The sequence below is a fragment of the Acidobacteriota bacterium genome (assembly GCA_009861545.1).
In the GTDB taxonomy this organism is placed as follows: Bacteria; Acidobacteriota; Vicinamibacteria; order Vicinamibacterales; family UBA8438; genus WTFV01.
In genome coordinates, this window is record VXME01000005.1 from 71999 (window position 1) to 80363 (window position 8365).

5 protein-coding genes and 2 pseudogenes are annotated in these 8365 nt (G+C 65.5%); 1 reads left to right on the forward strand and 6 read right to left on the reverse strand.

The genetic code is table 11. The features are described from left to right. Window positions 1-26: 26 nt before the first annotated feature. From F4X11_00965 to pglX, 6 genes and pseudogenes are all read right to left on the reverse strand, one after another. Window positions 27-455 carry a type II toxin-antitoxin system VapC family toxin gene (locus tag F4X11_00965; protein MYN63594.1) on the reverse strand — a complete coding sequence of 143 codons (429 nt, stop codon included), beginning with the start codon at window positions 453-455 and terminating at the stop codon, window positions 27-29. 6 nt (window positions 456-461) lie between these two features. Then, a complete protein-coding gene (locus F4X11_00970) occupies window positions 462-698 on the reverse strand; it encodes a hypothetical protein (GenBank protein MYN63595.1) in 237 nt (78 codons plus the stop codon). 172 nt (window positions 699-870) lie between these two features. Next, complete coding sequence (locus F4X11_00975) at window positions 871-1248, reverse strand: clan AA aspartic protease (protein ID MYN63596.1); 378 nt, start codon at window positions 1246-1248, stop codon at window positions 871-873. Between the two features lie 151 nt (window positions 1249-1399). Then, window positions 1400-2584: a three-Cys-motif partner protein TcmP gene (gene tcmP / locus F4X11_00980; GenBank protein ID MYN63597.1), complete on the reverse strand. Its 1185-nt coding sequence runs from the start codon at window positions 2582-2584 to the stop codon at window positions 1400-1402. Between the two features lie 26 nt (window positions 2585-2610). Beyond that, window positions 2611-3409: pseudogene (locus F4X11_00985) on the reverse strand (phage Gp37/Gp68 family protein). Between the two features lie 23 nt (window positions 3410-3432). After that, window positions 3433-6805: pseudogene (gene pglX / locus F4X11_00990) on the reverse strand (BREX-2 system adenine-specific DNA-methyltransferase PglX). Between the two features lie 1055 nt (window positions 6806-7860). On the opposite strand from pglX, the gene F4X11_00995 reads away from it, so the two are divergent. Further along, a complete protein-coding gene (locus F4X11_00995) occupies window positions 7861-8160 on the forward strand; it encodes a nucleotidyltransferase domain-containing protein (GenBank protein ID MYN63598.1) in 300 nt (99 codons plus the stop codon). The last annotated feature ends 205 nt before the right edge of the window (window positions 8161-8365 follow it).

The window sequence follows — 8365 nt, forward strand, 5'->3', positions numbered from 1 at the left end:
GATGATCTCCGTCGGGCCGAGCCGTCTCATGACGGTTCCTCCGATGACGCCGCGCCTGGGTCGGGCAACAGGAATCCGCAGGTGGGACCGGGTGCCTGACTCAGGCGGATGTCGAGCGTGGCCAGGGGTACGGCCAGCGCCTCCGCGCAGGCGACGTACCAGGCGTCGTAGGCGGTCAGGTTGAACCGCATCTCCCAGATCCGCTCGGCGAACGGTTCGAAGTGCAGCAGCTCGATCCTCAGGCCGACGATGTCCCGATAGCCCGACGTCGCCTCCGGGCTGGAAATCTCACGCGCCACCTCGGCGCGCCGCAGCACGTTACCGGCCTCGACAGGAGCCAACTGGGGAGCGATCAGGTGCTTTTCGGCGATTACGCCGCGGGCCCAGTCGCCGTCCGATCCGGTATCGAGCACCGCCGCAACGAGCACCGATGCATCCACGACGACGGACGCCATCGCGTCTCAGCGCCGGCCGGCATCGAGATGGCGCAGAATCTCGCTGGCCGGCAGGCGTGTCCCGGTGGTGTTCTGGCGCTCGCGCACCCGCTCGAGCCATCGATCGATGGACGGCTTCGACGCCAGTCTTTCGAGTTCGCCGCGCAAGTACTCCTGCATCGACTTGTGGGCCAGGGCGGCCCGGGCAGCGAGCTCGTCGCGCACCGCTTCGGGGACGTTGCGCACCGTGATTTGGACAGCCATGCTGTCACTATGACACCGTTGCTGTCTGTACGCAATCTACGGACCGTGCCGTCTTGAGCCGTACCGCGGCAAGTCGGGCGCCGGGCGCGCAGGCGTCGTCTCCGTCGATGCGCTCATGAGACCTCGGAATCACCCTCCAGCGACAGGTTACACGTTCGACGAAGCTCTCTTGTCATCGCCGCCGCACGGTCTTGAGCCGTACCGCGGGCAGTCGCTTCAGCCGCTGGTTGGTCGGGTCGACCTCGATGCCGACGGACTCGAGGGCGGTCACGCCGAGCAGCGGCTCGGTATCGGCCTCGCCGAAGAGGACTGTGCCGCCCACAATCTCGCCCATGAACTCGATGTCAGCGGTTGTGATCTCCATCTTGAGCTCGTCCCCATTCGCCAGTTCGTACACGCGGCGGCCCTTTGGCCGCAGTCCGATGGCCTCCAGGTGCGGTCGCGGGACGAGCGAGTCGGTCGCGCCCGTGTCCACGAGGAACAGTCCTTCCCAAGCTCTGTCCGGGTCGGCGGGGTTGCGGATCGTGACTGTCACGTGTGTTGCGCCCATGCGTCTCGTTCCCTTCAGCCTTATGGGGATCTCGGAATCACCTTCCAGCGACAGGTTACACCTTCGACGAAGCTCCCACGTCGTCGCTGGCCACAGCTATCATCTGAGGGACAGCCCGCGCAGCAGGGGCCTCCGAGGCGTCGCGATCCGATCATCGGGCCGGAGTCTCCGCAAGGCTCCGCGACCTCGGCTTGCCGTCGGCGTTCAAGATGTCGATTTCCTTCGCGCGGGCAAGTTCGATGACCGTGTCGTCGAGATCGGAGAATCTGGCCGCCGTCCTGTTCGCGAGCACGTGCCGCACCGTCTGCACGGTGACGGGTTCCTCGACGACGAGGGCATGCAGCTCCCGCGGCAGGGAATCGAGAAGCTGCACGCGCATCTCTTCCGCTTCGAGTTCCTCGAAACGGAACAATCGTAACGTATCGGTGGATCGCAAGGCGTCCCATCCAAGCATGTCGAAGCCGCCGGAGCCGTAGTGCTCGAACGTGCCCGATATGTCCCAATGGCGTTGAATCATGACGTCGCGCGCGGTCGGATGTCTCGACAGGTGCAGGAACCAGAGCGCCCGCCGCGACTGGCGGGGTCGAATGAAGAAGGGCGTGTCATACGTCGCCCCGGTGGTATTGCGAATATGGTCGCGTAGCGTCCGCTGGACAAGCGCTCGTCCGCCGGCGCCGTCCTTGAGTCGAATCAGGTCCTGTATCCGTGGCCGCGTCAGTTGGAGCGGCGACACCGCCTTGACGTTGGCGGGCGCTGTCGAGAGATGGTTGACGAGCGCATCGGCGGCGAACGTCAGGATGACTTCCGCTGCACGCAACTCACGAAGTATCCTGGCAACCAGGCCCAACTCGACACGTGCGAATCCTGTCTGATCGAGAAGAAATATGGCTCGGCCAGCCCGCGGCTGACGGCTCTGAATGGCAGTAATGATTGCGTCCGCCTCGTCTTCGAACCGGCTGTTTCGAAGAATGACCCTTTCGGGATCGGCGTAACCGCGCTCGTTCAAGGCCGCCTGTAGATGTGCGGTATGAAGGGATCCGCGTCGACGAAATAGTACTTGCAGTCGAGATGCAGACGCTTTGAGCGGCCCCGGTTCAGGCGTGCTCGCGCCGCCTCGGATTCCTCGATCATGACCAGAGGCGTACCCGATTCGGTTCCGCCACCGTCCTGGAACGTACCCCCGCCGCAGAAGCCGTCGACGAGGTCGAGCTTGAACTCCTCGCGGGAAGGATTGACGCCCAAACGGTCGAAGTAGGCGCGCAGGTAGCGGCGCAGGACGTTGAGTTTCGCCTTGCTGTGTTCCTCGATCGGCGGCGGAGGCTCGCCGGGGCGCCATCTGAAGGTCATAGCACGGAGCCTGCTTCAGACCGATTCTACCGGCGCCCCGGCGGATCGCTCCTGCTGTTCCCCGGCCGTTGCCGGAACTGACGGCCTGGCGTCCCACGTACGACCGTCGAGTCTGCGCCCCGTGAGCCTCTTGAGCGTTCCGCCCCATTGCTTGAAAAAGAACGCGACGTTCTGTTCCTCGCATTGCTCACGGATCGCCCGGACCCATTCGGCTTTCATCGGACGTGCTCCGGGGCCGCTCTCCCCTCCGACGATCGCCCAGTGGATCCCGCTGAGATCGGCGCCGGTCACGGGGCCGAGCAGCGGCTCGAACGACGCGAACCTCAGGACCGTCGCGGGTTGCCCTGAGCTCGCCGAGGCGCCAAAGGTAGTCGGACCTCTCGACGCTCGTGCCGAGCCACACGTTCGGAAGGAGGGGAAGACGCTCGGCGAGACGTTGCATGCGCTCGGGGCGTTTGGTCAGGATCTGGAACGTGTGTTGCCGTCCCGCGGCCATAGTCTTCCACACCTTGGAGATGAAAGATTCCGGTACGCCGGGGTGGAATAGATCGCTCATGGAATTGACGAACACGAACCGCCGCTTCCGCCACCGGAGCGGAACGTCCAGGCTCGCCTCGTCGCAGCGCACGGCGCCTGTCCAGACGGATCGTTCCCCGCTTCGGTGCGTAAGGGAACGGTACTTCGCCTGCCCCATCGCGTCGAGCCGCGCCGCCATGCGCATTGCGTAGCAATTCGCGCAGCCGGGGGAAAGAACCGTGCAGCCGGCTACCGGATTCCATGTGGCGTCGGTCCATTCGATCTCCGTGGCGGCCATTCGGGTACCCTCCTGACCAGCGTTCACGCCCCGACAGCGGAGGAACGCCGCCGATTGCCGCGACGGGCGCGGCCCGCGGGCGGCGCCCAGGCGCGGATCACCGCATGGGTGAGCGAGAGCGACCGCGCCTCTTCGTCGATGAACCCCTCGAAGTAGTCGCCCATGCCGGTGTCGAATTCCGGATCGGGCGCGTTGTGATGTTGGCGCACCCAGGGCAGCAGCTCCAGCAGCGCCGCGAGGAGGGGCGTCAGCCGCTCCGCCGTCCAGCCTTCCTGCTCCCGCATCTGATGGAAGTACGCGGCGATCGCCCGGCTCTGCTCCAGTACGTTCCAGCCCGCCCAGCCGATCACCAGCGACGGATCCGCCTCGCGCTCGCAGAACGGCAAGCTGACGAAGCGCTCCTTCGGCACGTCGAGCTTGCCGCGCAGGCGCCACCAGACGCCTTTCCGGAAGTCGACCGACGTATACCGCGGGGGTGCGGGAATCGTTCCGATCTCCTTCGCCTTCAGCGCCGCGGCCTGCTCCGGGGCCAAGCGCTCCGGATTCACTGCGGACAGCTTCGCCCGCGCGTCGATCGCATCCTCACGCCGCTGGAGGTCCCACGTGCGCTCCCACGCCTCGCGCTTGCGGAGTCCGGACGGCTTGTAGCGGAGGACCGGCAGCAGCGGGACGCTCTGGTCCTCGACCAGACCGGCCACCAGCTTCGCCACGTTGAAGTCCGGACGCCCGGTGTGCAGCTCCGCCACCTGCAGGAACTCCGCGTCTTCCCGCATCCGGTCCGCCAGTGCCGCGGTGGTCGTCAGGCGCGGCTCCGACCAGAACGACCGGGTTTCCAACCGATCGAGCAGCCAGCCTCGGAGCGCCCGCTCTTGCTGCGTCTCCCACGGTTCGTCATTCCAGCGGCGCTTGTACTCAGGTTGCTCGATCAGAGCGATGCTCGCGTCCTTCTCGATGGCCTGGACCCGACGATGGACCAGATCTCGGTACGCCGCTGGCCAGCGCGCGGGGATTTCCTTGATGGGCGTCGAGCCGTGCCGTTCGAACCACTTCGTCTGGACTCCGCCCGCCGCGATCTTTCGCGCCAGGACGATCTCGAAGGCTCGCTCGCCGAGGCGGATGGCGGGTGCGTCACCACGTGGCATGCAAAGGTCATCTTCCGCTACGCCGTAGAGCCGATAGCAGCGCCAGTCGAGCTCCTCTTGCAGGGCGATCATCTGCTCGTGGATTCTCTTGGCGCGAATGCGTCCTGTTTCCAGACAGTCGGCCGACAGTACATCCCCTGTGATCAGAGCGGCGGGAAGCAATTGAGTCCGCTCTTGTGCAAGTGAGTCTATCGTTTGAGCGAGATCGATTGGCCGGATTGCGGAACCGCTCGCGAAAGAACATGGAGTATTCGTGCCATTGCAAACCATGCTCGATCTGCGACTTTCCGAAGGCAACGCGTGACGCAAGCTGTGTTCGCCAAGGCCAAAGAAAAGTCACCATGCGTCCTTCCGTGACTGTCTCCAGCGTTAGCGGATCATATGGCCATATAGACCCAACTGATCGAGAAATCCTCCAGTCACGGACTTCTTCGCCTGCCACCAGCGGACGGATGTGGTCGACCGCCACGCCGTGGCGCCTTGCGACACCGGTTCCGATGCGAAAGCAATCATCCTCGCGAGTGACTGCAATGCAGCCAATATCGCTGGCCACATCGCTGAGCATGGTCCGGGCCGTCTCGGCCAGTTCGGCCAGTTGCTCCCGGAGTTCGGCCGCTCCGCCTCCGCCGATACTCCAAGGATGTCTCCGGAACCGTTCTCGCGGTACGTCCGAGACGCTCACGAACTCGCTCTCCGACCCTGCTTGGTCGATCTGCGCGACGATTGCTGACCAGACGAGCCCGGTCGCCGGGTCATTCGGTATCGCTGGTTCACCACGAATCCCCATCACTGCTCGCACGGACCCGGCAACGGGTCGGCGATGCCTGCCAAACAAGATCACCGTGGGGGTCCCGTGACCGGGAATGTAGGCGCCTGAAGTGTCCACCACTTGGGTCATGTCCCAACGGGGGATGAACTCTTCGATCAGCTTCCTGCCGAACTCCCGTTTCATGAACGAGTTGGCCGTGATCATCCCAACGAAGCCCGCCGGCTCCTCCGCATCGGGCGCGGGCGCATGGGCGAGGTCGAAGAAGCGCTCCGTGAACGGTACCGCGAGCGAGTACTGGCGGTAGCAGGAGCCGAAACGCTCCCGGTAGCCTTGGTTCAGCGCCTTGTCCTTCGGCGTGATGTAGGGCGGGTTGCCGACCACGACGTGATAGCGCCGGCCGAGGATGGCCCGGAGGGCCTCGGCGTCTTCCGTACGGTAGACGTACCCGAGGGGCTCCGTCGCGACGCCTTCGAGGTACTCTTGTCGTGCCCCGGCCATGTCGGGACGCGGCCCATGGAGCAGGGAGTCGCCGACGGCTACGTGCATCTCGAAGGCCGGCGTGGCGGCGAGACGACGCACCTTGCAGGCATTGAGCGCGGCGCCGCACAGGCGGAAGCGCGCGATCGCGGCAGCGAAGGGATTCAGGTCCACGCCCGCCACCTGTTCGAGAACGCGGGTAGCCCGCTCGCGCGGGTTCGTGCTCGGCTCGCGCCGCGCCCACAGCGCTTCCAGGCGCCGGAACGCGCCCAGCAGGAAGTGTCCCGAGCCGCACGCGGGATCGATCAGGCGCACCTCACGGAAACCGAACTCCTCGATGGCCGGCGTGAGCGTGCGGTCGAGGATGAACTCCTCTACGAACTCGGGCGTCTGGAGCAGCGCGTAGCGCTTGCGCGCGCTCTCGGAAAGGTCCTGGTACAGATCCCCCAGGAAGCGCGTATCCCAGGTCCCGTCCGTAAAATCGTGCGCGAGGACGCCCGAGTCGGGATCGATCCGTTGCCACAGCCGGAGCAGCCGCGTCGCCGCGTCGCCAGAGAGCATCTCGGCGTCGACGGACCAGAGCGGATTGTGCCGCTCGTCGAAGAGATGTCCGGCGACCGGCAGCGCCGCGACCGCATGGAAGACGTGCAGCAGGTACTCGCGGTCGGTATCCGTCGGGTGCGCTCGGAAATAGAGGTTGTGCTCGTCGAGCGCCCGCGTGCGCCGGTCGCCGGGGCCGGAAAGGCGCGGCGGCTCGACCAGGGCGTTGTCTTCGAGGAAGCGCACGAAGACGCATCCGAGAATCCAGGCGACGGCCACCTGCGTCAGGCGCTCTTCACGCCAGGCGTCGTAGGTATCGGCGGTGCGTTCGCGCCCGATCGCCGTGCGGTACTCCTGCTGAAGGGACGCTTCCAGGTCCGGGCGTTCCCCGCACCGCGCACGCAGGTCGTCTTCGAGGTCCGCCCGCAGGCGCGTGAGGTCCGTGAGCAGACGGCCGGCGTCGATCACCGGCGGCCCCGCCGCCTGTCGCCGGTGTCGTGCCGATTCCGCCGCGGGTCGTTCCTGTACGTAGTCTCCATACGGATCGCCAAGTATTGCCGCCGTGCAGGCCGTGCTACGCTGATTCCGGGCGCCGGGTGCATTCTACGAGACTGCCATGACGTTGAGGATCGCGCTCGACCGCGAGGACGATGGCCGGTGACTGGCGGAGGTGCCGGACCTCGCCGGGGTACTGTGCTACGGCGAGACCCGCGCCGACGCGGTTTGCCCGGGTCCTGGCGCTGGCGCTCCGGGCGGTCGCGGGTCGGTCGGAGCCGGGAAGCCGACAGTACCCAGTAGAGAGGAGCAAGCTGGAGGAGGTGACGGCATGAGAACGGTTTCGGCCAGGACAGCGGCAGCGCGCTGCAATGAAATGCAGAAGGACTTGCCGGAACGAAGTGACTACCTCGAAGCATGTTGCGATTTCTACCGCTTCAGGGCCGACGGCATCGAACGGGCAAGTAACCTCGACGCGGTGCTGCGCGCAGCGGCCAGGGACACGCTGCACCAGGGTCCGGAAAGCCCGGAAGGAGCAAACCGGCGAAGGACCCTGAAAGGGCGCCACCGAGTCGTGCTGCCGGGCACGATTGGACCGGTGCGAACGCCGGCGTGGCTGCACTTCGAGACGACGGACTTCCCGCCGGACTACAGCCTCGTCCAGGTGACCATGCCCGACCGCGCAATCGATAGCGTGGAGATGGCAGGAGTACCGGTGCGGCCGACCGGACCGCCGGTGATGACCGTTGCATGCTTTGGACACCCGGCGAAAGTGGACGAATGGATCCAGGCGCAAAGAGGGCGGCAGGCGAGAGCGAAGACGACGGTCGACGTATGGGAGTACTACCGCTCGTGCGGAATCGCGCCCGGCCCGGCCGCCTGCGCGACAGCGAGCTGGCTACCCGTTTACGCCTGGTGTGTCCACTGCCGGGAGACGATCGGACCGAAAGGATGCGTCAACGAAAGAGTGCCCGGAACACGACAGCAGTTGGCTGACGGATCTCTCCGGCGGACCGGACGAGGGTTACCTGAAACGGGTTGCGCGAAGCATCGTCCAGGCGGTGACGCCAAGTCGCATCATGCTGTTCGGCTCCGGGGCGCGAGAGGAGATGGGACCAAAGAGCGACATCGACCTGCTCGTCGCCATTCGTGACGGAGACCGAAGGGAAGCGATGAAGTGCATCCTGCGGGCGATACGGCACGAAGAAGGTCAGCCGCTACTCGATCCGTACGTGGTCCACGAGGCGCAGATGGTTCAGTGGAAGGACAACGAGTCGACAGTGATACCGGCGGTGCTGCGCGAAGGGCGGACGTTGTATGCGGCCTGAGAAGACGGCGTGACCCGATCCACGCATGTGGATCACCGAAGCCGGACCAACTTGCCAAGGCCTCGACCCGGCCTGTCGATGAGCGCCTCGTCGGTCAATCCCAACACGCATACCTTCCAGTCCGTGCTCCTCGACGCGTGTATTGGGTGAGGGTGCGGCTCTTTTGCGTAGAATGCTATCTCACTCATTCATAAGGGGTTATACG